Here is a 21,906-nt window from a genome sequence, read left to right as displayed (position 1 = left end):
GCCGTCAAAAGTAGCGCTTTTTCCAAAAGATGTACGCCGTCGCCGCTGACAGTGAACCGGCGAGCGCCATCGCGATCAAAAAGGCGTACGGAGAGTGTTGGTACGGAATCGGTACGTTCATACCGTAGAAACTCGCCACCATCGTCGGCAGCGAAATGACGATCGTAATGGCCGTCAAAAACTTCATCACAATGTTTAAATTGTTTGAGATGACCGAAGCGAACGCGTCCATCATGCCGCTTAAAATGCTGCTGTATACTTCGGCCATTTCAATCGCCTGCTTGTTTTCAATAATGACGTCCTGCAGCAAATCCTGGTCATCTTCGTACATGCGCAAATAGTTGAGGCGCATGAGCCGCTCCATGACGATGTTGTTCGCCTTCAGCGACGTCATGAAATACACTAAGCTTTTTTCCATGCTGAGAAGCGAAAACAGCTCCTTGTTTTTCATCGATTGGTGCAATTCCTTTTCGATTTCGCTCGTCCGCCGGTTGATTTGCTTCAAGTAGCGCAAATAATACGTGGAAATCATGTACAGCATCTGCAACGCAAACCGCGTCTTCATAAACGTGTAAAAGTTTTTGATTTTGTTTTTGGAGAATTCTTCGAAAATCGGATTCTCCTGCAAGCAAACCGTAATAAAGCACGTATTCGTAATGATCATGCCGATCGGAATCGTTTCGTAAATCGGGCCGTCTACTTCATCATGAGCGACAATCGGAATGTCGACGATAATGAGCACATGGTTGTCTTCTTTTTCGACGCGCGATCGCTCCTCGTCGTCCAACGCGTCTTTGATCGAATCGATCGGAATGTCCAAATGGTGAGCGATGTAGCGAATTTCGTCTTCCGTCGGGGCGACGAGATTGATCCAGCAGCCGTTTTCAATATGATCGATTTCGCGCATTTTGCCGCTGGCATCGGACAAATACATTTTCATCATCTGGCATCCTTCCTCCTTTTCACGCGAGGAAGGCGGCGCCTCTTCCTTTCCATCCGGAGCCCGTTTTCGTATGATGAGCTGCCGGCAAGAAAAGGAACAGGCCGCGTTCCCCGCTATATTCCGGTTCCGGTTCGTTCGGGCTTGAACTACTCATATACGAAAACGCCACTCCTTTCGAAAAAGATGTCCCTCAAGTAATGATAGCGCGGACCGGCCCGTTTGTATAGTAGGTGTCATAAAAAAAGCAGCCTACTGGCTACTTTATTCACAAAACAGCGCGATGTTCAACCATCGCCCGCTCGATTCGGCGTTTTTATTCGCTCGATGGCGTCGTGTTGAAAAAATCAGGCGCTTGTTTGTCAACTGGCCGACGGTTCAAACGGGGCGGGCGTTGTTCTTTCTTTTCGCCCATCACCCCATCCGATTCATAGCTTGGCGCAAACGGCCGCTTCTTGCTCACCTTCTTCACCCCCTCGCTTTTACTGTTCGCCGTCAGCCGGCATTTTACTCGAGCCAGTCAGGGGTAGGTTAATACATTTTTTTGGAAATTATTTCATCCTCAAATTGTCAGCCAATGTTCACACAATCATTTTACCGGCGCCGTCCATTCACTTATAATAAACAAGTGAGGAGGGGAAGCCATGAACATTGTGATCACCAAAAAAGCGTTCGATTGGTACAAGCGAGAGCTCGGGCTGAAGCCGGGCGATGCGATCCGCTTTTTTGTCCGCTATGGGGGATGCAGCACGGTGCAAAAAGGGTTCTCTCTTGGCGTGAGCAAAGAAGAGTCCGCGGATGAACCAGCAGCGCAGACGACGGTGGACGGCATCACCTTTTTTGTGGAAGAGGGTGACCAATGGTATTTCGACGGCGGCAATTTAACGGTTGATTTGGATGAAAAAAGCGACGAGCCGGTGTTTCTGCTTCATTAAATCTGCGGCCGGCGCTGTTAAAGCGTTCGTCAAACCGGTTCGCGATAAAGGAAAAAGCTAGCGTCAGAGCTAGCTTTTTCGAATGATGGCGATCGTACAGCGGGAGATGCAGACGAGCTCCCCTTGCTCGTTCGTGATGCGCACGTCCCACACCATCGTCGTCCGCCCGCGGTGCAGCACCGTCCCTGTTGCCGTCACCGTCCCGCTGCGGACGGAGCGGACATGATTGGCATTAATCTCCAATCCTACAACATTTTCCTTATGTAGATCAACAAGCGCATATGCGCCGATGCTTGCAACGGTCTCAGCGAGTGCGACTGAGGCGCCGCCATGCAACAGCCCGGCCGGTTGGTGCGTACGCCAGTCGACCGGCATCGTCGCGACGACGCGGCCTTCTCCAATCTCAACAATTTCGATGCCGAGCGTATCGATCAACGTATGTTTCGCCATTTCCTTCACAACGGCCAAATCGATCATCATTCCTTCTTCCCCCGTTTCGTGAATCGTTCCAGTTCAAACAGCCGCCCTTCCTGCTGTAAAATGCGCGTTTGCGTCTCACCGAGCAAATCGAAATGCGGAAACTCACCACGCCGGTCGATCCACTCTTCCTTCAGCCCGTACTGCCGCCCCCAAGCGGCGAGTTTTTCGACATCGGCGCAGCCGACTTTCGTCACTGTCGTGCAATGCGGAAACCGTTCGTCGTACCAATAGTGGGTCAAAAAAGCGATTTCGCCGCGCTTCACTTTCTCTTTCCATGCCGCGAGCTCATGTCGGCGGATGCCAAACGCCATCGCACTGCTCCCCTTTACCGCTTCGCCCGCTCATATGCTTCATGCCAGTCAGGAAAATATTTGCGGATCAGGATCGGTCGAAACGTGTCGCGCTTGACACAAACGTGCTGCGACTTTCCGGTCACCGCCAACTCGCCATTCGGGGCAAGAATCTCGTAGCCGTACGTGACACGGATGCCGTCATAGGCGTCAACCCATGTACGGACAGTCGCGGTTTCCCCATAACGAAGCGGCTTTTTGTACGACACTTGCAAATCGACAACAGGCGAAATGATGCCTTCTTTCTCCATGTCAGCGTAATGAAAGCCAAGCTGTTTAATCAATTCCGTACGCCCGACTTCCATCCAAACTAAATAGTTCGCGTGGTAGACGACGCCCATTTGGTCTGTTTCCGCATAACGCACTTCAATTTGTTTTTCTGCCACTTTCACGTTCGTTCTCCCTCCATTTTTTTCCGGGCCTCCTCTTCTATGTTACCATTCGCCCGTCGGCTCACTCAAGCGGTAGACAAAAAAAAACGAAGCCGCCCCTGCATGAGGGCTGCTTCGTTTACTGGTAGCCGTGTTCCCGTGCAGCTGCTTCGTCTTTAATTTCCGCGCGCATCGCAGCGATCGCTTCTTCGCGGCGGCGGTTTTTCACACGGATCTTCTCCTGCTCCTCCGGCGACGCAAACTGCATCGTTTCCTCGGCTTTTTCGATATTCTCAATGGTATTTTGTACCATTTCTTGCAGCTTTTCCACATTGTCGCTGCGGTCATCCGGTTTCGGACGCGGCATATAGGCTTCCTCCTTCACAAGAGTTTCCGGCTATTCGCCCTTCGTTTGGATGACTTGGGCGTGCTGGCCGGACTGGTCTTGCATTTGTTTGCCCTTGTTTCCTCCTGCGGCGCGAGGCTGTGTGCCGATATGGTTCGGCACGAAATGTTTGCGGCTTCCTTTCGGATTGCTCATCGTCTTCGCCTCCTCGCCATCTAGTCTGTCCACCCGGAGAACCGCTATGCATGGGTCATTCTGCTTTTTTGAGCATCCGCTCTTCCAGCTTTTTCTCGATTTTTTCGAGCGCTTCCCGGTCGTTCAGCAACTGCCGTTTGTTCTCGCTGATCCGTTCTTGGAGAGTCATTTTGCGGAATCGTCTCATCGCTTCAACCTCCCCTCACTTTTATTGTAATCTTATTCATGCCCAAAAAAGATAAAAATGATGACAACTTTTTGAAAAATAACGAACCGCAAAGAAAGCGCCTTTCGCTGCAGCCATCTGCTCAACGAAAAAGCGCTGTTTCCTGCTCGAGCCGCTTCGTCGTCACCGGGCCGACAATTTTTCGCCGAATGACGCCGTTTGGATCGATAATATACGTCGTTGGAATCGTTTGAATTCGATATTGACGAAGCGCTTCGCCGCGCACATCGAGGCCGACTGGAAAAACGAGCCTGTTCGCTTTCGCAAACCGCTCAGCGTTGTCCAACGTATCTTGCGTCGTCAAATGGACGGCAAGGAGCGCAACTTCGCGGCCACGCCGCTCGTAAAACTCGGCAAGCTCCGGCATTTCCTTTTTGCACGGCGGGCACCATGACGTCCAAAAGTTGAGGACGACCGCTTTGCCGCGCAGCGCCGACAGCTTGACCGACTGACCCCCCAGTGCCGGCAAGGTCAAGTCAGGAGCCGTCTGGCCCACTTCTGGACCGGCTCCGTTTGCTTCACTCGGTTTGTCAGCCGCCATCACATTCCAAAGGCCATAGCCGGCGACAGCCAAGAACAAAAGAACGACCAGCCATTTCCGCACATTGTCCCCTCCCTACCGGCGCCTCCCGCCGCTCTGTCCACGATTATAGCACATATGTTTGTTTTTTGCCAACGATCGTGCTCAACATGAAAAAATGAGGGCGCACCCTCATCATTATCGGATGTTTTTATGATCGTTTTTCATTTTCTCCGCTTCGACTTCTGCGTACGAAGCGAATTCGCTCCTCCATTCGTTAAAGCCGTTTTTCTTCTTCGCGTTGTTGTTTCGTTGGGCATTGGCATTGCCAAGTTTTGTCCGGCCCATGCGTCTCCTCCTCTGCTTCCGTCGGTTCACCTATAGTATCCGCCGGCGGCCAAAAAACTATGCATACAGCGGCTTCAACCGGCGGCGGAAACAGATGGGAGAAAAGCGAAACAAACACTAGGTGAAAATCGCTGAAAATCAACAACGCTTCGACCTCATGCGGACCGAAAAAAGAAAACGAAAAGGAAACAACAGTTCCATCCGACAACACCGAGGCGTCGAATGATGTTTCAGCCTGAATCGGAGAAAACTAAGCATCGGATGACGGGTCACCCGTTTCAATCGGGTGGTCCGGATAGGAAATCCAGTCGCTGAAACTGCCGATGTACAGCCGAACGTTGCGGTAGCCAGCTTCGTGGAGCGCCAACACGTTCGGGCAGGCGGTGACGCCGGAACCACAGTAAACGATCAACGGCTGCCCACGGTCAAAATCGGCAAACCGAGCCGCCTGCTCGACAGCGCTTTTCCAGTAGCCGCCTTCCGTCATTCCGTCTTTCCAAAACCGGTGCACCGCTCCTGGGATGCGGCCGGCTCGGCGGTCGATCGGTTCTTCCAGGCCGGCATATCGATTCCATTCACGCGAATCAATGAGCACAGCCGAACGATCGAGGATGGCAGCGCGCACATCCTCAACCGTCGCCAGCCATGACCGATCCGGATGCGGCCGAAACAGGCGGGGCGCCACAGCAGGGACGACATTCGTCACCGGATGCCCTTTCTTTTTCCATTCACGATAATTGCCGTTCAATACGTATGCGTGGACATGGCCGAAATAGCGAAGCAGCCACCAGCAACGCGACGCCATCGCCCCGTCTTGGTCGTCGTAAGCGACAACGGTCACCGTTTCATCGATGCCGACCCGGCCAAACACGTCAGCCGCTTGCTCGGCCGACGGAAGCGGGTGGCGGCCGCCGTGCTCTCCGACTGGGCCCGACAAGTCGCGTTCCAAGTCCATATACACGGCGCCAGGAATATGATCTTCCTGGTAAGCGGCCGCTCCTTTCGCAGGATCACCAAGCCAAAACCGACAATCAAGAATGCGCGTGTTTTCGTCGTGCAAATGGCGAAGGAGCCATTCATGGGAAACAAGCGACGCCATATGTCCTCCCCCTCTTTGTTTTGGCTGACGCCAAACGTTGTTTCTTGATCGGAACGGAAAGCAGCCAATCATCAACGGGGCGCCGACGGCACCGACACGCTCAGCCGGCGCTGACGCCATCGTCACGATCACTCTTTCCCGTCAAGCCGGCTCACGTACTCGCACACCATCTCCGGCGTCACATACCGGCGCGCCGGCACGAGGCCGCTTTTGGCCAGTTCGTTCATCCGCTTCGTCACTTCATTGATCCCATCAACCGTAAACGACTCGCCGCGGCGGCACCGCTCAACCGCTTCGTCGATGAGCCGCTCGCGCTCGGCGTCGAGCATAGCAAATTGCTTCAAGATGGCATGTTGTTTTTGCACATGGGCAGTGATCGCGCGATGCACTTCGCTCAATGGTCCTCGTCCTTTCCTGCTTCTTTTTCCATCAAACGCCGGACGTTCGGTTTCGGCGTCCAACAGTTGAACCGATAGTTTGGTTTCGTTGCATAGCCAAGCCGGCGGCAATACGTGTACAGCCCGTCGGCTCGCTTTTCTATACAGTAGTGGATGCATGTCGCGCAAGCGTGAAACCGGTTCATCAACGCGCCTCCCCGCCACGGCACGAAAGAAGGCCGCGAAGCGCCGCTTCGATGCGGGCGAGCTCCTCATGATCCGCCGTTGCGGAGAGCACAGCAACCAAGCCCTCCATATAGCTTTCGACTTGTTCCGCGAGAGCGGCCGAAAGTGCAACGACGGCAGCCTTGTATTGTTCTGCGTATGTCGCCACAAGCCGCTCTTTTTGCTCAGCCAAATAGGCGTCGATCGGCTCGACAAGCGCCGCCTCAATTTCCTCTTTCATCCGCCGCTTTTCGTCGCGCTCAAAAAACGATTTGGCGTTTTTATACAGCGAAAGCGCCTTGGTAAACCGCACCCGGTCTACATCCCCAAGGGCGTTGGCAAACTCCGGCGCCGAAAAGGCAAACGGCTCAGGCGGCGTGAGTGCGAGCGCATCATCTAAACGACGAAGCTCATGGAATAGGCGAGAGAACTGCTCGGCCAGCTGCTTGTGCAAAAACGACTCAACACGCAAGCTCGTCGCCCGCAGCTCTTGGGCCAAATCAAAGCCAACTGATGCGAGCAGCTCATCGAGGCAACGCTCAAGCGCCCGACGCGCCGGGCCTTGGTCGTCGCGGAGCACCGCCGGGTTGAACGCCTCCTTAAACACATCGTTGAGGCGGAAAAAGACGCGTTGCTTGACGTAATAGAGCAATTCGCCGACTTCCTGGCGAAGCGCCTGCCGGCCGTAGGCATCATCAATGCCAGCCAGCACGGCGTGCATCTTCGTTTTCACCGCCTCAAGCGCCTGCCGTTTCGCCGCTTTTTCCGCTTCGCTTTGCCCGGCGGCGCGCGCGAATTCCTCTGCCGTCCGCCGCGCCCGCTCAAGCTCGGCATATGCGCTCTCGACGGCGACTTCCGCCAGTTCTTCCGTTAAGAAGCGGAAGAAGTCAGCCTCAAACGCGGGAAGGCCGGAATCAGACAAGACGCCGTGTGAAACGGCTTCCACTCCTGCTTTTTCCGCCAACGCCAAACGGCTTGAGAGCGCATAAAGGCGCGGGAAGCGGATGCCGAAGCGGGCGAGCTCGCCATTCATATAGGAAATGACGGCCTCAAGCTCCTCTTTCGACTGAGCCAAATCGGCCGCATTGATGATGAAAAACATTTTATCAAGAGCAAACACGTCTTTGACGCGCCCAAGCTGAAGCAAAAACTCGCGGTCTGCTTTCGAGAACGCATGGTTGTAATACGTCACAAACAACAACGCATCAGCATGCTTCATGTAATGAAACGCCACTCCCGTATGGCGGGCGTTCAGCGAGTCCACCCCCGGGGTATCCACAAGCGTCACCCCTTGGCGGGTGAGCGGACAGTCGGCGTACAACACGACCTCATCTAAGAAACATGACACCGCTTCGTCAGCGACATACGTCTCGAGTTCTTCCCAACCGATGGAGACGATCTCCCCGAATCGACCGTTCATCCGCTCATAGCCGGCCGCGGCAGCTGCCAAAAAAGCCACATGCGGCTTTTGCGCCGGATGTTCGGCTCCCGATTCAGCCAGGCGGGTGCAAAGGCGGAGCGCTTCATCCCACGTATTTGCCTCATGGCCGCACTGCCGAAGCGACGATTGCACATCCGTCCAAATTTGCGGTTCGCTTTTCACCTTGACCACCGCCGTGCCGTGCTGATGCTCGTGATCAGGCGGCGCGATTTTGCTGATAGCGGCGGTTGTCGGGTTGGGCGACGACGGCAGAAGCGGGGCGCCGAGCAAGGCGTTCGCCAGCGACGATTTGCCGGCGCTGAAGGCGCCAAACAAGGCGACGGTAAACGATCGCTCGCGAAGCCGGCGCGCCTTGTCGCGCAACGGTCCAGCGAAGCGGCCAAGCATTTCGGACCGTTCAAGCCAAGCCGCCGCTTCCTCAAGCCGCTCGGCCGCCTCTTCACTCCGCTGTTTTCCACCGCTTGAAAGCGTCCGAGCTTCGTCCGCTCTTTCGCTCACTCCGAGGCCGGCCGCTTCCTGACCGAGCGCTTGCTCTTTGGCGGAAAGACGGCTTGTTTCCGCTCGCTTGGATGCTGCTTGCGGTTTTGCCGCCTCAGCGTGGCGCGCTTTCCGGAAGACCGGCGGCTCCGTCAACGCGGCGAGACGGTTTTCATCAAGCGGTGCAGACTCGCATGGAGCCGCGATCAACTGCTCGAACGCACGCCGGCGCTCGTCCTGCTCGGCTCTGAGGCGAGCGAGGCGGGCGGCGAGCTCCACTTTTTCGCGCGCTGCCGAAAGCTGTCCGTTCAATATTTCTGTTTGAGCGGCCGCCCGTTTGGCGATTTGTTCCTTCAGTTCGGCAAACAAGGCGAGCGCCGAGTCTCGGTAGCGTTTCTTGATCGCCGCCGCCACCTCATCCGTATAATTTAATAGCGCGGCGCCGCTTGATTCTACCCCTTGTTTGACGAAGCCAGCAAGCAGCGTCTCATCCCACTCCGCCGTCCATTGCTGGGACTCGCTGAGCCAAGCGTCATCAGCATTCCATTCTTTCCCAAACTGAACAAGGAGCTGGCGGACGTGCCATTCGATTTGCGCCGCCGCTTGCGCTTTGACGCTTTCATAAAACGCCTCAAGCCGCCGCTTGCGCTCTTGCTCCGTTTTTGTCTTCGCGAACAACAAGCCCACTTTGAAATTCGGCTGCATCGCCTGCAAGTACGCCTCAGCCCGCTCCCTCGTCTCAAACGGCATCACGTACGCGTTTTGCAGCACGCGCTCAAGCTCCGAACGGAACGCCCCCTCTGCCCGCACGGGCGCTGTTTGCCAATCGGCAAGCTCCTCCTCAAGGCGATCGAGCTCCGCGATGGCCGCCGCCTCGTCATCGGCGCCGCCAAGCGCCTCGAGGCGCGCCTCAATCTCTTGCTCAAGCGGCTCGTGCCGCGCTCGGAGATGCTCAAGATGGCGGGCGGCGATCCGTTTTAACGCCGACTCGGCGCCGCGGACGAGCCATTCCTCCTTGTCGGCAAACAACCGGCGCAAACAAGCGACAAGCTCATGCCATTCGTTGTGCGGATGTGACGGGTCTTTCAGCGACAAGAAAAACAAACGGGCCGCCTCAATCCCCCAACGCCGGAACGCCTCGGCGGCCGAGGCGCGAAATTCAGCGAACGGCAGCTCGTCGTCGCGATGTTTATCGATTTGGTTGATGATCAAATAAACGGTCTTTCCTTCATCTGTTAATTGTTTCGTAAATTGGAAGTTTAATTCCGCCTGCACATGGTTATAATCCATGACGTAAAAGACGACATCCGCCAAATGAAGCGCCGATTCCGTCGCCAGTCGGTGGGCGTCATCGGTCGAATCGATGCCCGGCGTATCTAGGATAGCGACCCCCGGCGGAATGGCGTCCGTTTTTCGGCTGATTTCAATCCATTCGATCGTCTCCCCGTCCCGGCATTGGGCGCGAATCAAGTTCGGGTCGTACGGCGGTTCATACTCCACCGGCTCATCGTGATGGAAAAAGACGCGCACATAGTCTGGGCCGGCTTTCACTTTGACGAGATTGGCGCTCGTCGGAATCGGGCTGGACGGCAAAAGCGGCTCGCCGAGCAGCGCGTTGATCAAACTTGATTTGCCGGCGGAAAAATGGCCGCAAAACGCGACAATGAGCTCACCGGACGCCGCTTTTTCGATGAGCTGCTTCACTTTGTCCGCATGCTCTTGGTCATCCGCGGACTGAAGCTGATCGTGCATGTCGATCATTTTCGAAAGCCACGGCCGCAATGACGGCCGCTCAATCGCAATATGCCCCATGACCAAAACCCCTTTGTTTCCGTCAATGTCATTTACATTCATTTTACTGCATTTCGTCCCATTTCCCAATAGAAAAAAAGAAAAATCCCGCCGTAACCCGACAGGATGACATAAAGAAAGAGGCAACGCCCTGCCGCCGCCCGCAGGTGAACGGCGAACAGATGCCATCATAGACGGCTCAAGGGCTGTTTTTCATTTGTCCACTGCTTTCAGCTTGCCGCATCTTGCGGATGGCAGTCTCCCCCTTAACCGGGGCAAAAACCGCGGCCGCTCCCGAAACGCCTCCCGGTAGTCGGTGAGCGCCGCCAGCGCTCTTTCCTCAACCGCGATGCGAATCGACAGCAAAAATGCGTTCAAAAGCGAAAAGACAAGTGCGGTGATCGGCGCTTGAAACAAAAGCGGCAACAGCGCGATCTCTAAGGCGACAACCGCATAGTTCGGGTGGCGAAGCCATCGGTACGGCCCTTTTTTCACTACTTGGCCGTTTGGCACGATCAAAATTTTCGTATTCCAAAAACGGCCGAGCGATCCAATTGTCCATACGCGCAGCCCTTGCACGACAAGAAAAAGCGGAAACAAGAGCGTCCAGCGGCGCGATGGGCGCGCTCCTTTTCGAAGCGCCTCAACAGCCAACGACAAAAAGAAACCGACATGCATCCATACGATCAACGGGTAATGGCGAGCGCCGAACTCCCGCGCCCCGAGCGCTTTCACATACTGTTCGTTCCGTTTTGCAAGCCGAAGCTCAATGACGCGCATGCCGACAACCGCCAAAAACATGAACAGAAACCGCACGATCATCCCCCCCATTGAAGCAGCACCATCTCCGCGCTAAAGCCCGGGCCAAGGGCGGCAAGCAGTCCGTACCCGGGCGCAAGCGGCTGCCGCATCATCTGTTCGAGCACAAAATACACGGTGGCCGACGACATGTTGCCGTAGCGGGCGAGCACGTCTCTAGCAGCTTTTGTCTGTTCCGGACCGAATCCGAACGCCTCCTCGTACGCTTCAATGACTTTCCTCCCGCCCGGGTGGGCGATGAAATAATGAAGATCCCCAAGCCTTAACCCATGTTCCTGCAAAAACGACTCGACTTGCGGGCGCAGCCAAGAACGAACGATCGCTGGAATGTCTTTTGAAAAGATGACAAACAAACCTTCGTCACGAACATCCCAGCCCATCACGTCTTCCGAGCCGGGCATGAGCACCGAGCGAGCGGCGATGACACGCGGTGCGCCGGCTGCCGGCGCCGCTCCGTCGCCAGCCACAAGCAAGCACGCCACGCCGTCGGAAAAAAGCGACGTACCGATCACATTGCTTTTGGACCAATCATTGTGTTGAAACGTCAAACTGCAAAATTCAACGGCGATCACAAGAGCCTTGGCATTCGGAAACGCCCGGCAATATTCGGCTGCCCGGGCGAGCCCTGCCGCTCCTCCCGCACAACCGAGCCCCCAAATCGGCACTCTTACGGCATGAGGGGAGAACGGCAATACGTTCATCAGCCGCGCCTCGATGCTCGGTGTCGACAATCCCGTCGTTGAGATGTAAAACAGCGCATCGATCTCCTCATGCAAAACAGGGCCGGACGAAGCCTTGCGCAAACAGTCGTTGACCGCCTCACCGCCGTAGCGGACGGCGCGGTCGATATACACCCCGTTTTTTTCTCCAAAGCCGCGCGGCACGCTGTACCAAGCAAGCGGCTGGACAAAAGCGCGCGTATGGATGCCGCTGTTGTCAAACGCCTGCAGCAGCCGCTCCGCGCGCGCCATTCGCCCGGCGAACAGCCCGGTGACATGTTGCTTCACCTCATGTTGGGCGGCCGTATACGGCATCCTTGCTGTGCCGACAGATAAAAGAACCGGCATACAAACACCTCGGTCTGTTCTTCTTTTTCTATTAGGGTGCGCAACAAGCCAATCGGTATGCAAAGGAAAGTGTGTTTGTGCACCAATTTTTTTCGGGAACAGCGGATCGATCTCTTGTTTTTTGGGGCCAACAAACAACATGCGGCAATCAAAAAACAGGCGCGGACAAAGCCAGCCTGTTTTTGAAGGAAAATGGTCATGAGCGAGGATGTACATAGAGATGTTTGTCGTTTACCTAGCTTTTAGCGCGCGGATTTCGCTTTCATGCTCGAGCAAGTGCAAAGCGAGGGATTGAAGCACGAGCTCTTGCCGTGCTTGTCCGGCAATGGCTTCATTGACTTTTTGCTGCACTTCTGTGAGGGTTTGTTTCATCGCTGGTATTTCATTGAGTGTTTCTAATGTTTCCACAACAGCTTGGCGAATAAACGGCAGTTGAGCGACATCCTCCTTCGTCGCCATCGTTTGTTCCATATGCCCCATTCGGCTGTCAAGCGCCGCAATGCCGTCTCTGTTTGCCGCCACAGTCTGTTCAAGCTGCCCGATGCGGTCATTCGCCTGGGCCATATCCTCTTTCGTCGCCATCGTCCGTTCGATGCCCCCGATGCGCTCGTCCAGCGCGGCGACGTCTTCTCTCGTCGCAGTCATTGTTTGTTCAAGCTGCTCGATGCGGTTATTCATCCGACCGACATCTTCCTTTGCCGCCGCTACAGTCTGTTCAAGCCGCTCGATGCGGTCATTCGCCTGGGCCATATCCTCTTTCGTCGCCATCGTCCGTTCGATGCCCCCGATGCGCTCGTCCAGCGCGGCGACGTCTTCTCTCGTCGCAGTCATTGTTTGTTCAAGCTGCTCGATGCGGTTATTCATCCGACCGACATCTTCCTTTGCCGCCGCTACAGTCTGTTCAAGCCGCTCGATGCGGTCATTCACCCGCACAACATCCTCTTTGGTCGCCATCTGACTCCGTATTTGCCGCAACTCATCGAAAAGGCGCTCCACCCATTCATCCATTGTTTCACCCCCTTTCCCGTTCGCTTTTTATTATACCATCATCCTTCTACCAGCTTCTATCATTTTCTCTGCCAATCGACACGCCAATAAAAAAAGCCACCCCCATTTCCCGAGCGGTGGCCAGAAGCGGAATATATCGCTATGAAAGCGATCAACACCATTATGAAATTTTTTGTTCCTTAAGCGGCAGTGCAGCCGATTTTCTTGCCTTACCGAAATGGAAGACGGCGTTTAAGATGACGGCGGTCATGCTGCCGGCGACGATGCCGCTGTCGGTTAAAATGCGCAAGCCGGTTGGCAGCTCGGCAAACAAGTTCGGCACCGCCGTCACCCCAAGCCCCACGCCGACCGAGCAGGCGATGACCAGCAAGTTTTCTTGTGACGTTAGGTCAACTTCGCTTAACATTTTTACACCGTAGGCAATGACCATGCCGAACATCGCGAGCATCGCTCCGCCTAAAACCGGTGCTGGTATGATCGTCGCCACCGCGGCGATTTTCGGCACGAACCCAAGCAAAACGAGGAACGCCGCCGCGGCGTAAATGACGCTGCGCGTTTTCACGCCCGATAGTTGAACAAGACCAACGTTTTGCGAGTACGTCGTGTACGGAAACGCGTTCAGCAGCCCGCCGATGATGATAGCCACTCCCTCGGCGCGGTAGCCGCCCGCCAAATCATCATCCGTCAGCCGCCGGCGGCAAATGTCGGATAAAGCGAAGTAGACGCCGGTCGATTCGACAAGGCTGACGATCGCGACGAGCACCATCGTGAAAACAGCGGGCCCATGAAACGACGGGGCGCCGAAGTAAAACGGCTTCGGCCAATGAACCCACGATGCCTCAGCGACCGCTGTCCAGTTCACTTTTCCCATCATGGCCGCTGCTGCCGTGCCAGCTGCCATGCCGAGCAAAATGGCAATGGAACGAATGAACCCTTTGAAGCAGCGGTACAACACGATAATGAGCGCAAGCACGCCAAACGACAGCGCCAAGTTAGCTGGATCACCAAAGTCTTTCGCCCCTTGCCCGCCGGCCATATTGTTCACTGCTGCCGGGATGAGCGTCAAGCCAATGACGGTCACGACCGAACCGGTGACAACTGGCGGAAACAACGCCCGCAATTTGCCGAAATACGGACTGATGAGCACTACAACCGCTCCGGCGCAAAGGATCGCCCCATACACCGCCGGCATCCCGTACTGTCCACCAATAGCAATCATCGGCCCGACCGCCGTAAACGTGCAACCAAGCATAATTGGCAAGCCGATGCCAAACCACTTGTTTTTCCACGCTTGCAAAAATGTCGCAATGCCGCACGTCAATAAGTCAATGGCCACTAAATACGTCAGCTGCTCGCTCGTTAAATGCAGCGCCCCACCGACGATGAGGGGAACGACGATCGCCCCGGCGTACATGGCCAATACATGTTGGATGCCGAGCGACCCCACTTGCCACCATTTCATCTTCATCGAATCATCACCTCGTCAGCAAATTGAATGGCGCCGCCATCAAGCGATGCGATGCGGGCGAGCGACACAACACGGAAGCCCCGCGAACGAAGCAGCCGACCACCGTCTTGAAACGCTTTTTCAATGACAATGCCGATGCCGACCATATCAGCCCCCGCTTGCTCGATGATCTCTACCATTCCGAGCGCCGCTTGACCGTTGGCTAAAAAATCATCAATGATCAGCACCCGGTCGCCGCAGCCGAGCAGCGAGCGAGAAACGATGATTTCATTTGCCTCTTGCTTTGTAAAGGAGTATACTTCCGTGCGGTACACGTCGCCGGTCATCGTCAACGGCCGCCGCTTGCGGGCAACGACAAGCGGAATGCCGAGTTCATAGGCGACCATAAGCGCCGGGCTGATGCCAGACGACTCGAGCGTCAATACTTTCGTTGGCCGCTCGTCACGAAACCGATCGGCAAACTCCTCGCCAATTCGCTTCATCAGCTGCGGATCCACTTGATGGTTTAAAAACCGGTCAACTTTCAGCACCCCGTCCGTGGCGATCTCTCCTTCAGCGGCGATTTTCTCAAGCAACTCACGCATACTTGGTTCCCCCCAATAAAAAAAGCTTAAAAAACACCGGCCTCACTCATTCCATGAGTCAGGCAATGTCTTTTAAGCCAAGCCAAAAGAAAGGCGCAAAACATCCATTGCCGCCTTCCCTTGACATTGCCACTCATAGTCAGCCGATTTACGGTCGGCTGGTAGAGACTCGCAAGCCATATTCTTGCGATTATATGAGTGAGTCAGCGTGATTTAGTTATTAGCAGTATACCACGAGCAACGGCGTTTGGGAAGCCGTTTCCGACAAAAAAGCGAACATTTAAAACTAAAACACCCTTATTATTCGTTTGTCCTTTCCAACCGTGAAGACTCTTACTTCTAACGAAAATAGGAGCCGCCATGCGAAGCGGCCCGTGACCAAGACGGGAATGCCGTCCAAAGGTTGAGTTTGTTGTCTACACAAGACAACTGAACCGCGGGACGCGCGGGGATCCCGCCGCATGGCGGTTGTTCCGAAAAAATCCCCCACTTCTACGCCCGAGCGTAGACGGGAGAGCGTTCCCTTCGTCCCTTTGCTGTCATACTTCTTCATCATTTTTTCACAAACGTCACCATTTGTTCACACTTCCAGCATCATTTTTGTGAGAAAAGTCACTGTTGCCTCAGTTTTGTACAGTTATGATAGTGTCAAAGCAGGGAAATGGGCCGTTTGGCGCACCTGCCGAATTGCTGTTATGGGGAATGAATCCAACAAAGCAAGGGGGGATCAAACATGGCAAAAACAGCTGAAGCGGTCCGGCAAACGAAACGGGAAAAAGAGCCGGCGCTCAAAGGCACGCTGGCCTCTGTGTTTCTGCTCGGCTTTTTCATCATCTTTGCCTGGGTCAGCGTCTACTTTTTATTTTTGCACCGCCTGTAAACGGCAAAGGAGGGACTTGGCATGCACATCCATAAGTATGAAAAAATTTGGCTTGTGTTTGGCATCGGCTGTTTGATCGTCTTTTTGACGGTCGTCGGCGTGAGCGCTTTTGCCGCCGGACAGCAGCCGCCGAGCTGCCTGACAACGATCGATCCGGAAAAAGTCGATTCGACCCCGCCGTTTGATCATCCGGGGCTCGTCAAAAAAGGAGACAAGGAATACGAGTTGAACATCGTCGTCGCCGCGTTTTCTTTTACACCGAATGCGATCGAAATTCCAAAAGGAGCGAAAGTGACGATCAACGTCACTTCGAAAGACGTCATCCACGGATTTGAAATCCCGGGAACAAACGTGAACATGATGGTCGAACCCGGTTATGTGAACAGCTTAACAACCACGTTTGACAAACCGGGCGAATATACGATTCTTTGCAACGAATATTGCGGCGCCGGCCACCATATGATGACGGCGCGCATAAAGGTGGTGGAGTAACATGGCACAACCGTTGGAAAAAGTCGATCGCCGCGATGCGAAACTGGCGCTTGCCCATTTGTTCGTCGCCTTTACCGCCCTCGCGCTCGGGGGGTTCGCCGGCCTATTGCAAACATTAGTCCGTTCCGGCAAGTTTGAGCTCCCGGCTGGGATCAGCTATTACACGATTTTGACGACGCACGGCGTCTTGCTTGGGCTCGTGCTGACGACGTTTTTCATTATCGGCTTTCAGTTCGCCGCGGTCAGCCGTACAACCGGGGCGCTCTCAGACGGTTCGCGCCGGACCGGTTGGGTCGGTTTTTGGCTGATGACAATCGGAACAGCCATGAGTGCGTTTTTCATCTTAACCGGCAAGGCGTCTGTCTTGTATACGTTTTATGCGCCGCTTCAGGCGCACGCCGGCTTTTACATCGGCTTGGCGCTTGTCGTCGTCGGCAGCTGGGTGAGCGGCTTTGGAATGTTTGCCCATTACGCACGCTGGCGGAAGGCGCACCGCGGTCAAGTGAGCCCGCTGCTGGCGTTCATGTCCGTGACGAATATGGTGTTATGGCTCGTGTGCACGCTCGGCGTTGCCGCGACTGTTGTCTTCCAGCTTATTCCGTGGTCGCTCGGGCTCACCGATCGGGTGAACGTGCTCTTGAGCCGGACGCTGTTTTGGTATTTCGGGCATCCGCTCGTCTACTTCTGGCTATTGCCGGCGTATATGGTTTGGTACGCCGTCATTCCGAAAGTGATCGGCGGCAAAATGTTCTCCGATTCACTCGCGCGGCTGGCGTTTATCTTGTTTTTGCTGTTTTCGATTCCCGTCGGCTTCCACCATCAATTGCTGGAGCCGGGGATTTCGCCGTTTTGGAAATACGTGCAAGTCGTTTTGACGTTCATGGTCATCATTCCGTCGCTCATGACCGCGTTCGCCATGTTTGCGACGTTTGAATCGTACGGCCGCTCGCAGGGAGCGACCGGTTTGTTCGGCTGGCTCAAAAAATTGCCTTGGGGCGATGCTCGGTTTTTCGCGCCGTTTGTCGGGATGCTGTTTTTCATTCCGGCGGGCACGGGCGGCATCATTAACGCCTCGCATCAGCTCAACCAAGTTGTCCATAATACAATTTGGGTGACTGGCCACTTCCATTTAACCGTCGCGACGACCGTTGTCTTAACATTTTTCGGCGCATCGTATTGGCTTATTCCGCACCTGACCGGCCGGGTGATGACGAAAGCGATGAACCGGCTCGCCATCATTCAAACAATCGTTTGGGCGGTTGGGATGACGTTCATGTCCGGCTCGATGCATTTCGCCGGTCTGCTCGGCGCACCGCGACGCTCGGCGTTCTCAACGTACGGCAATTCGCCGCAAGCGCTTGAATGGATCCCGTATCAAATCGCTCAGGCGGTCGGCGGCACCATTTTGTTCATCGGCATTATTTTGATTCTCGTGATCGTCATCAACTTGGCCTTTTTCGCCCCGAGAGGCGAAACGGAGTTTCCGGTCGCCGAGGCAGCCGCTCCGTATGAACGGGCTGCGCTGGCGCTTGAAAACTGGAAGCTTTGGATCGGCCTCGTCGTTGCGCTCATTTTGATCGCCTATACGGTGCCAATCATCGACATCATTCAAAACGCTCCGCCGGGGTCGAAAGGATACAAATTATGGTGAAACAAGAAGGTGTCCCCAAGCAGTCGGGACACCTTCCTCTTTATGTGCATAAAACCGAGACACAATATTTGTCGACAGAAAAGCAGCCCTTTGAGACATCCCAACGAACAACGTAAGAACGATGTTTGCACTGACGCGCCTGTTCTATAATCGATAAAGCGCCTTATATTTTTCTTCTAAATATTGAATAAGATAATCGGCTTTCAGCGTTTCACCCGTCGCATCGCGCACAAGTTCGAGCGGCTTTTTCATTTTTCCAAACTGGTGGATATGAACGGTCAGCCATTCACGGATCGGTGCGATGTTCCCCTCTTCAAGCAGCCCAGCTACATCCAACTCTTTTTCCATCGCTTGCTTGAATTGCGCCGCATACATATAGCCGAGCGCATACGAGGGGAAATAGCCGAAGCTGCCGCCGGACCAATGGACGTCCTGCAAGACGCCGACCGCATCGTTGTGCGGGCGGATGCCAAGGTATTGTTCATATTTCTCATTCCATGCATCCGGCAAGTCGGCCGCTTCAATCTCCCCGGCAAACAGCTGTTTTTCGATTTCGTAGCGGATGATGATATGAAGCGGGTACGTCAATTCATCGGCTTCAATGCGGATGAGCGACGGCTTTGCCTCATTGATCGCCCGGTAAAACGCATCAAGCGGAACGCCAGCAAACTGCGCCGGCGCGTATTGCTGCAGGCGCGGATAATGCCGCTTCCAAAACGCGTAGTGGCGTCCGATCATATTTTCAAAAAAGAGCGACTGCGATTCATGAATGCCCATCGACGCCCCACTTGCAAGCAGAGTGCCGACAAGCGCCTCGGAAATGTGCTGTTCATACAGCGCATGGCCGCATTCATGGATCGTGCCAAACACCGCGGTGCGGAAGTCGCGCTCGTCGTAGCGCGTCGTAATGCGCACATCGTTCGGGTTGAGCCCGATCGCAAATGGATGGACCGTCTCATCAAGCCGCCCCTTGCCAAAATCATAGCCGAGCTCTTTAAGCAACTCAAGCAGAAAAGCGCGCTGCTTTTCTTTCGGAAACGGCGCGAACAAAAAGGACGTGTCCGGCTTGTCGGACGCGGCGGAAATGGCGTGCACAAGCGGGACGATGCGTTCACGCAGGCGGCTGAACAGCTCATCAAGCAAATCGACGGTCATGCCCGGCTCGTATTGATCAAGCAGCGTATTGTACGGGTGTCCTTCATACCCCCAATAATGGATAAAGCGGCGCTGAAACTCGATGATTTGCTCCAAATATGGGCGAAACCGGGCGAAATCAGCAGCCGCTTTCGCTTCTTCCCAAACGCTTTCCGCTTTGGAACAAAGCACGACAAACTCTTTGTATTCATCCGCTGGAATTTTTTTATTGCGCTCGTATTCTTTTTTGCATTCATCAAGCGTTTTCTTTGTCACGTCATCCAGTTGCTCGTAGACCGCTTTGGGCGACAGCTTGGCGATAAATGCTGCCATCTCCTCAGATGTTGACATGCGAAACACTTCTTCTGACAGCATGCCGATCACTTCTGATCGTTGCTCGACCCCTTTTTTCGGGGCGCCAGTCCGCAAATCCCAATACATGAGGCCAATCGCTTCGCGGTAGCCCGTCATTTTTTTCACGTATTGCAAAAACTGCGCTTCGATTGGTTTCATTATACTCAGTCCCCCTATGTATTTCATGGCCGTATCATCATTTCCATAACAAAGTGCCATTTTCCTGCTTGCCAGCGAGAATATGCTATTTTTGCGGAAAATGAAAAAGGGAAGAATATTATTCTTCCCTCACCGCTGTCGGCAACACGTCTTTGATCGCCGCAATGACCCGTTCATCTTCCCTGTCGGTGACGAAAATGGAAACGATGCCGCGGTCGTCGCGCGTGCGAATGAGCCGTCCGACTCCTTGGCGAAGGCGAAGAAGCATATACGGCACATCGACGTCCCAAAACGGATTGCGATACGCTTTTCGCTTCGCCTGAAACACCGGATCGTTCGGCGGATACGGAAGCGACCAAATGATGACGTTCGACAGCGACGGCCCCGGGATGTCCAGCCCCTCCCATAAATGTTCAGAACAGAGCACCGTCTCTTCCTCGCGCTGAAATTCAGCGACCAAATCGCTGATTTCGCGGTCGCCTTCAAACAAAAACGAAAATGGTTCGCCGGCTGCCGCCTCTTTAAACTGAAGAAGCTCCTCGCGCGTCGGGAACAAGATGAGCGCCCGTCCGCCGGTTTCGCGCAATTTTTCAAGCGCATATGCGTATTTTTTGGCAAACAGCGTCTCATCCGCGCGGAACGTCGGCATAAAAATCGTCATCTGTTCGTCATAATCAAACGGCGACGGCACGCTGAACGATAAATAGTCATCAATGCCTAAGCTTTGCGCCATATATTGGAATGATTTTCTATTTGATAGTGTTGCCGACGAAAAGACAAACGGCATGCGTTTCGCGAACACTTTTTCACGCAGCACTTCTTGAACGGTGCGCGGCATGACGACAAACGTCGCCTCTTGACGCGACGACTCAAGCCACGTAATGGCGTCGGCGTTTGTCAAAAACAAATCGAGTGAATACTGGATTTGGTCCAAATATTCATCGACAATGTTCAGCTGGTAATGATCGATCGTATACGTCTCGCTTTCAAACACAAGCTCGTTGCCGATTTCGACCATTTGGCCGCGGAGCCGCTTCGCCCATTGTTCAAGACGCGGCGACGGCAAAATTTCTTTCCGGTTCGAACCTGGAACGTCTTTCGCACACGCTTTCAGCTCATCAAAAAAGCGCGTGCTCGTCTCCAGCGTCTCCTCAATCAAATAGGCGAGCTCTTCGCGGATGTCGTTTTCAAGAAGACGTGTCAGCAACGTCTCAAGCGTCGTCTCTTTCATTCGATATGTCAACGCCTTTTGCGCAGCGAACTCCAATAAATGCCCTTCGTCAAACACGACACAGCTCGCTTCCGGCAACAGCGGCAACTGACCTTCCCGCTTGCGCGCTTCATACGTCCAAACATGTTCCATATAAAAATCGTGCGAGCAGACGATCAAATCCGCCGCCTTCCGGTAATAGTCGCGCCAAAGCGTCTGTCCGCAGCGATGCCGCTTTTCGCACGTGAAGCAATCTTGAAACGGATCCCAGGCGATTTTTTTCCACTGCTCATCGGTTAGATGGGCGTATTCTTTTCGGTCGCCGTAGCGGTAGAAAGACTGCAACGGTTTGTTGTCATGCACGAAGGCCGGAAGTTCATCGTAAATTTGCTCATACAGCTCGATGTCGTCATCGTCATACGTCGTCACTTCTTCCAGTTTATTCAAACATAAATATTGATCCGGCGATTTCGCCAGCCGGACGTCGATTTCCAGCCCGAGCACGTTCGATAGCTTCGCAATATCGCCTTCCTTTTTGACGAGCTGCTCAATGAGCGTCTCATCGGCGCAGGCGATAATAGCCGGCTTGCCGGTATAGCGGGCGTAGCAGACTGCATACAGCAAATACACGATCGTTTTCCCTGTGCCAACTCCCGCTTCGGCGAAGATCACCTTTTTTTCGCGAAACGCCCGCTCGAGCTGAAACGCCATATAAATTTGCTCGTCGCGCAACTCAAAGCCGGCTTCCGGCAAAATGTCATAAAAAACATCGCCGATCCACTGGCTCAACTTGTCAAAAAAGTTTTCATGTTTTTCTACAACAAACGGATAACGCTCATGGCCCATCGTCGCCACCCCTCCAATTGGCATAAACTCCCCCGGCATATCATGCATAAGCGCGCAACAAGTTTGTTGCGCGCCCGATCCCTAGTAACAAGACAATATTATGATCGATGGCC

Annotated in this window: 25 protein-coding genes and 1 riboswitch; of the genes, 4 read left to right on the top strand and 21 right to left on the bottom strand. The window is 54.3% G+C overall.

Annotated elements, in window-relative coordinates:
* Positions 1–4: 4 nt before the first annotated feature.
* Entirely contained in the window at positions 5–943 is a 939-nt protein-coding gene (locus BJQ97_RS07885) for a magnesium transporter CorA family protein (RefSeq protein WP_013145444.1), read from the bottom strand.
* Positions 944–1,256: 313 nt separating this feature from the next.
* Positions 1,257–1,403, bottom strand: coding sequence for a hypothetical protein (locus BJQ97_RS17380; protein ID WP_201451670.1), 147 nt, complete (start codon positions 1,401–1,403; stop codon positions 1,257–1,259).
* Between the two features lie 181 nt (positions 1,404–1,584).
* Between BJQ97_RS17380 and BJQ97_RS07880 the strand changes: the two genes are divergently transcribed.
* A complete protein-coding gene (locus BJQ97_RS07880) occupies positions 1,585–1,875 on the top strand; it encodes a HesB/YadR/YfhF family protein (RefSeq protein WP_044731265.1) in 291 nt (96 codons plus the stop codon).
* A gap of 69 nt (positions 1,876–1,944) precedes the next feature.
* Here the strand turns inward: BJQ97_RS07880 and BJQ97_RS07875 are convergent, their stop codons facing one another.
* From BJQ97_RS07875 to BJQ97_RS07800, 17 genes are all read right to left on the bottom strand, one after another.
* On the bottom strand, positions 1,945–2,352 hold the full coding sequence (locus BJQ97_RS07875; protein ID WP_044733122.1) for a PaaI family thioesterase: 408 nt from the start codon (positions 2,350–2,352) through the stop codon (positions 1,945–1,947).
* Complete coding sequence (locus BJQ97_RS07870; protein ID WP_011231059.1) at positions 2,352–2,666, bottom strand: hypothetical protein; 315 nt, start codon at positions 2,664–2,666, stop codon at positions 2,352–2,354. Before BJQ97_RS07870 ends, BJQ97_RS07875 begins: the two co-directional genes overlap by 1 nt.
* 14 nt (positions 2,667–2,680) lie before the next feature.
* Positions 2,681–3,097: an acyl-CoA thioesterase gene (locus tag BJQ97_RS07865; protein WP_160156147.1), complete on the bottom strand. Its 417-nt coding sequence runs from the start codon at positions 3,095–3,097 to the stop codon at positions 2,681–2,683.
* Between the two features lie 118 nt (positions 3,098–3,215).
* Positions 3,216–3,443 (bottom strand): small acid-soluble spore protein Tlp, encoded by a 228-nt coding sequence (gene tlp, locus BJQ97_RS07860; protein ID WP_160156146.1) that lies wholly within the window; start codon positions 3,441–3,443, stop codon positions 3,216–3,218.
* Between the two features lie 30 nt (positions 3,444–3,473).
* A complete protein-coding gene (locus tag BJQ97_RS07855) occupies positions 3,474–3,617 on the bottom strand; it encodes an acid-soluble spore protein N (RefSeq protein ID WP_011231056.1) in 144 nt (47 codons plus the stop codon).
* Positions 3,618–3,672: 55 nt separating this feature from the next.
* On the bottom strand, positions 3,673–3,804 hold the full coding sequence (locus BJQ97_RS07850; protein WP_160156145.1) for an FbpB family small basic protein: 132 nt from the start codon (positions 3,802–3,804) through the stop codon (positions 3,673–3,675).
* Between the two features lie 121 nt (positions 3,805–3,925).
* Entirely contained in the window at positions 3,926–4,447 is a 522-nt protein-coding gene (locus BJQ97_RS07845) for a TlpA family protein disulfide reductase (RefSeq protein ID WP_160156144.1), read from the bottom strand.
* 114 nt (positions 4,448–4,561) lie between these two features.
* Positions 4,562–4,711 carry a hypothetical protein gene (locus BJQ97_RS17375; RefSeq protein ID WP_167367371.1) on the bottom strand — a complete coding sequence of 50 codons (150 nt, stop codon included), beginning with the start codon at positions 4,709–4,711 and terminating at the stop codon, positions 4,562–4,564.
* Positions 4,712–4,961: 250 nt separating this feature from the next.
* Complete coding sequence (locus BJQ97_RS07840) at positions 4,962–5,810, bottom strand: sulfurtransferase (protein ID WP_160156143.1); 849 nt, start codon at positions 5,808–5,810, stop codon at positions 4,962–4,964.
* A gap of 128 nt (positions 5,811–5,938) precedes the next feature.
* On the bottom strand, positions 5,939–6,208 hold the full coding sequence (locus BJQ97_RS07835; RefSeq protein WP_160156142.1) for a YpbS family protein: 270 nt from the start codon (positions 6,206–6,208) through the stop codon (positions 5,939–5,941).
* A complete protein-coding gene (locus BJQ97_RS07830) occupies positions 6,205–6,393 on the bottom strand; it encodes a hypothetical protein (RefSeq protein WP_160156141.1) in 189 nt (62 codons plus the stop codon). The genes BJQ97_RS07835 and BJQ97_RS07830 overlap by 4 nt, the downstream gene beginning before the upstream one ends.
* On the bottom strand, positions 6,393–10,142 hold the full coding sequence (locus BJQ97_RS07825) for a dynamin family protein (RefSeq protein ID WP_160156140.1): 3,750 nt from the start codon (positions 10,140–10,142) through the stop codon (positions 6,393–6,395). The genes BJQ97_RS07830 and BJQ97_RS07825 overlap by 1 nt, the downstream gene beginning before the upstream one ends.
* A gap of 192 nt (positions 10,143–10,334) precedes the next feature.
* Positions 10,335–10,943, bottom strand: a complete 609-nt coding sequence (locus BJQ97_RS07820; RefSeq protein ID WP_160156139.1) for an isoprenylcysteine carboxyl methyltransferase family protein — start codon at positions 10,941–10,943, stop codon at positions 10,335–10,337.
* A complete protein-coding gene (locus tag BJQ97_RS07815; protein ID WP_160156138.1) occupies positions 10,940–12,007 on the bottom strand; it encodes a type III polyketide synthase in 1,068 nt (355 codons plus the stop codon). Before BJQ97_RS07815 ends, BJQ97_RS07820 begins: the two co-directional genes overlap by 4 nt.
* A 231-nt stretch (positions 12,008–12,238) precedes the next feature.
* A complete protein-coding gene (locus BJQ97_RS07810; RefSeq protein ID WP_160156137.1) occupies positions 12,239–13,015 on the bottom strand; it encodes a hypothetical protein in 777 nt (258 codons plus the stop codon).
* 160 nt (positions 13,016–13,175) lie between these two features.
* Positions 13,176–14,483: a nucleobase:cation symporter-2 family protein gene (locus BJQ97_RS07805; RefSeq protein ID WP_160156136.1), complete on the bottom strand. Its 1,308-nt coding sequence runs from the start codon at positions 14,481–14,483 to the stop codon at positions 13,176–13,178.
* Positions 14,480–15,067 (bottom strand): xanthine phosphoribosyltransferase, encoded by a 588-nt coding sequence (locus tag BJQ97_RS07800; RefSeq protein WP_160156135.1) that lies wholly within the window; start codon positions 15,065–15,067, stop codon positions 14,480–14,482. The genes BJQ97_RS07805 and BJQ97_RS07800 overlap by 4 nt, the downstream gene beginning before the upstream one ends.
* 116 nt (positions 15,068–15,183) lie before the next feature.
* Positions 15,184–15,285: riboswitch (purine riboswitch) on the bottom strand.
* 515 nt (positions 15,286–15,800) lie between these two features.
* Between BJQ97_RS07800 and BJQ97_RS07795 the strand changes: the two genes are divergently transcribed.
* From BJQ97_RS07795 to BJQ97_RS07785, 3 genes are read left to right on the top strand one after another with little or no spacing between them, the layout of a single operon-like run.
* Positions 15,801–15,947: a cytochrome c oxidase subunit 2A gene (locus BJQ97_RS07795; RefSeq protein WP_160156134.1), complete on the top strand. Its 147-nt coding sequence runs from the start codon at positions 15,801–15,803 to the stop codon at positions 15,945–15,947.
* A gap of 21 nt (positions 15,948–15,968) precedes the next feature.
* Positions 15,969–16,439 carry a cytochrome c oxidase subunit II gene (locus tag BJQ97_RS07790; protein WP_044731254.1) on the top strand — a complete coding sequence of 157 codons (471 nt, stop codon included), beginning with the start codon at positions 15,969–15,971 and terminating at the stop codon, positions 16,437–16,439.
* Position 16,440: 1 nt separating this feature from the next.
* Positions 16,441–18,090, top strand: a complete 1,650-nt coding sequence (locus tag BJQ97_RS07785) for a b(o/a)3-type cytochrome-c oxidase subunit 1 (protein WP_160156133.1) — start codon at positions 16,441–16,443, stop codon at positions 18,088–18,090.
* 144 nt (positions 18,091–18,234) lie between these two features.
* Here BJQ97_RS07785 and BJQ97_RS07780 read toward each other — a convergent pair whose 3' ends face one another.
* Positions 18,235–19,737, bottom strand: coding sequence for a carboxypeptidase M32 (locus tag BJQ97_RS07780; protein ID WP_160156132.1), 1,503 nt, complete (start codon positions 19,735–19,737; stop codon positions 18,235–18,237).
* Between the two features lie 118 nt (positions 19,738–19,855).
* Positions 19,856–21,793, bottom strand: a complete 1,938-nt coding sequence (locus BJQ97_RS07775) for an ATP-dependent DNA helicase (RefSeq protein ID WP_160157572.1) — start codon at positions 21,791–21,793, stop codon at positions 19,856–19,858.
* Positions 21,794–21,906 lie beyond the last annotated feature (113 nt).

It is taken from the genome of Geobacillus sp. TFV-3 (assembly GCF_009901865.1).
Lineage (GTDB): Bacteria > Bacillota > Bacilli > Bacillales > Anoxybacillaceae > Geobacillus > Geobacillus thermoleovorans_A.
Note: the sequence above shows the minus strand (reverse complement) of the source record. Positions and strands in the feature narration are given on the sequence as shown.

Bases quoted from the DNA above. Each gene is read 5' to 3' on its own strand.
- BJQ97_RS07800 (WP_160156135.1), bottom strand. From the start codon at position 15,067: ATGCGTGAGTTGCTTGAGAAAATCGCCGCTGAAGGAGAGATCGCCACG.
- BJQ97_RS07830 (WP_160156141.1), bottom strand. From the start codon at position 6,393: ATGAACCGGTTTCACGCTTGCGCGACATGCATCCACTACTGTATAGAA.
- BJQ97_RS07885 (WP_013145444.1), bottom strand. From the start codon at position 943: ATGATGAAAATGTATTTGTCCGATGCCAGCGGCAAAATGCGCGAAATC.
- BJQ97_RS07855 (WP_011231056.1), bottom strand. From the start codon at position 3,617: ATGAGCAATCCGAAAGGAAGCCGCAAACATTTCGTGCCGAACCATATC.
- BJQ97_RS07775 (WP_160157572.1), bottom strand. From the start codon at position 21,793: ATGGGCCATGAGCGTTATCCGTTTGTTGTAGAAAAACATGAAAACTTT.
- BJQ97_RS17375 (WP_167367371.1), bottom strand. From the start codon at position 4,711: ATGGGCCGGACAAAACTTGGCAATGCCAATGCCCAACGAAACAACAAC.
- BJQ97_RS07840 (WP_160156143.1), bottom strand. From the start codon at position 5,810: ATGGCGTCGCTTGTTTCCCATGAATGGCTCCTTCGCCATTTGCACGAC.
- BJQ97_RS07850 (WP_160156145.1), bottom strand. From the start codon at position 3,804: ATGAGACGATTCCGCAAAATGACTCTCCAAGAACGGATCAGCGAGAAC.
- BJQ97_RS07875 (WP_044733122.1), bottom strand. From the start codon at position 2,352: ATGATCGATTTGGCCGTTGTGAAGGAAATGGCGAAACATACGTTGATC.
- BJQ97_RS07825 (WP_160156140.1), bottom strand. From the start codon at position 10,142: ATGGGGCATATTGCGATTGAGCGGCCGTCATTGCGGCCGTGGCTTTCG.
- BJQ97_RS07795 (WP_160156134.1), top strand. From the start codon at position 15,801: ATGGCAAAAACAGCTGAAGCGGTCCGGCAAACGAAACGGGAAAAAGAG.
- BJQ97_RS07810 (WP_160156137.1), bottom strand. From the start codon at position 13,015: ATGGATGAATGGGTGGAGCGCCTTTTCGATGAGTTGCGGCAAATACGG.
- BJQ97_RS07870 (WP_011231059.1), bottom strand. From the start codon at position 2,666: ATGGCGTTTGGCATCCGCCGACATGAGCTCGCGGCATGGAAAGAGAAA.
- tlp (WP_160156146.1), bottom strand. From the start codon at position 3,443: ATGCCGCGTCCGAAACCGGATGACCGCAGCGACAATGTGGAAAAGCTG.
- BJQ97_RS07805 (WP_160156136.1), bottom strand. From the start codon at position 14,483: ATGAAGATGAAATGGTGGCAAGTGGGGTCGCTCGGCATCCAACATGTA.
- BJQ97_RS07820 (WP_160156139.1), bottom strand. From the start codon at position 10,943: ATGATCGTGCGGTTTCTGTTCATGTTTTTGGCGGTTGTCGGCATGCGC.
- BJQ97_RS07785 (WP_160156133.1), top strand. From the start codon at position 16,441: ATGGCACAACCGTTGGAAAAAGTCGATCGCCGCGATGCGAAACTGGCG.
- BJQ97_RS07780 (WP_160156132.1), bottom strand. From the start codon at position 19,737: ATGAAACCAATCGAAGCGCAGTTTTTGCAATACGTGAAAAAAATGACG.
- BJQ97_RS07790 (WP_044731254.1), top strand. From the start codon at position 15,969: ATGCACATCCATAAGTATGAAAAAATTTGGCTTGTGTTTGGCATCGGC.
- BJQ97_RS07815 (WP_160156138.1), bottom strand. From the start codon at position 12,007: ATGCCGGTTCTTTTATCTGTCGGCACAGCAAGGATGCCGTATACGGCC.
- BJQ97_RS07880 (WP_044731265.1), top strand. From the start codon at position 1,585: ATGAACATTGTGATCACCAAAAAAGCGTTCGATTGGTACAAGCGAGAG.